Source organism: Arthrobacter sp. CAL618 (assembly GCF_000468215.1).
GTDB lineage: Bacteria > Actinomycetota > Actinomycetes > Actinomycetales > Micrococcaceae > Arthrobacter_D.
Genome location: NZ_ASZW01000221.1, coordinates 1 through 1,327, shown reverse-complemented (window position 1 = coordinate 1,327; position 1,327 = coordinate 1). Strand labels below are relative to the sequence as shown.

2 protein-coding genes and 1 pseudogene are annotated in these 1,327 nt (G+C 66.5%); 1 reads left to right on the top strand and 2 read right to left on the bottom strand.

Annotation, left to right across the window (positions count from 1 at the left end):
- A pseudogene (locus tag K728_RS23300) lies at positions 1 to 183 on the top strand (SIMPL domain-containing protein); the annotation flags it as partial.
- Positions 184 to 204: 21 nt separating this feature from the next.
- On the opposite strand, the gene pcp reads toward K728_RS23300, so the two are convergent.
- On the bottom strand, positions 205 to 858 hold the full coding sequence (gene pcp / locus K728_RS0113265) for a pyroglutamyl-peptidase I (RefSeq protein WP_019483406.1): 654 nt from the start codon (positions 856 to 858) through the stop codon (positions 205 to 207).
- A 111-nt stretch (positions 859 to 969) separates the two neighbouring features.
- The coding region (locus tag K728_RS19440; RefSeq protein ID WP_035748113.1) for an aminotransferase class V-fold PLP-dependent enzyme at positions 970 to 1,327 on the bottom strand (358 nt) is incomplete at its 5' end.

Here is a 1,327-nt window from a genome sequence, read left to right as displayed (position 1 = left end):
GCCGAACTGGCGGGATGCGTCCTCGGCACAGTGGAGGAAGTATCCGAGGTGGCGGGACACTCTCCGCGTCCCCTGATGCGCGAAGTGATGTTGGCTGAGCAATCAGCGATGCCCGTCGAACCAGGCGAGGCCGACGTCGTCTGTAGCGTTACGGTCCGCTGGCGGATCGCACCTGCGGCCTAGCTTCGCGGGTGGCTACCTGACCTAGTGTTCCGCCCCGGCGGCCAGGCGCAGGTCCGACGTCGTCTGCTGGCTCGTCAACGCGATGAGGCGAAGCGCGGTTGCCATCTCGGCAACGGGCATTCCCGGAACCCCGTGAACTGCTGCCTGTTCCACGGAATAGGGAACATGGATGAAACCACCCCGAGGACCGTCACTCTTGCGGTCGGTCGTGGTGGCCAGCTGGTCCATGAGCCCGTAAAAGACGTGATTGCACACATAGGTGCCGGCGGTCTGGGAAATTTCAGCGGCAATGCCAGCCTCGATCAAGTCCTGCAACGCCTGCTTGATCGGCAGGGTCGAGAAATACGCCGCCGGTCCGCCGACCCGAATCGGGGCATCGATGGGTTGGTTGCCTTCATTGTCGGGGATGCGGGCGTCGTCGATGTTGATCGCGACGCGTTCCAGCGAGATCCTCGTTCGCCCGCCGGCCTGACCCACGCAGAACACCAGTCTGGGGCGGTGCAGGGACACCGCAGCACGCAGGATGGCGATGCTTTCACCAAAGGTGCAGGGCAGCTCGACCGCAAATGCATCGACCCCGTCAGCACGCAGGTCCTCGGCGGCCTGCTGCGCCGCCTGCCAGGACGGGTTGACTGTTTCGCCGCCGAACGGCTCGAATCCGGTGAGCAGAATCATGGGTCAAGCCTAGGCGACGCCCCACCCGAGTGGCGTAGGCGCACAGTAGTGGTTGCCCAACACCGCGTCCTCGGGTGCGCCACTCTTCTGGGCCGGGCACCGGCGGCCCGGTCAGGCGAGGAACGCGGTCAGCCCCTCGATCAGCCGTTGCACGTCGTCGAGGTTGGTGTAGGGCGCCAGACCCACCCGGAGCCCGCCCGCCGCTCCCAGCCCCAGCACGCCGACCGCTTCAATCGCATAAAAGTTGCTGGCGGGCACCAGGATGTCACGTTCGGCGAGGAACTGGCTGGCCGCGGCAGCGTCGTGGCCGTCGAAGGTGAGCAGCAGCGTCGAGGTCCGGACGGCGGCCCGGGAGTGGACTGTCACGGCCGGCAGCTGGGCTATTGCCGCCTCAAGAAGCGCCAGGAGTGACGCCTCATGCCGTTCGATGTCGGCGTGGGCTGCGGTGAGCTGTTCCCGGCGGGACCCG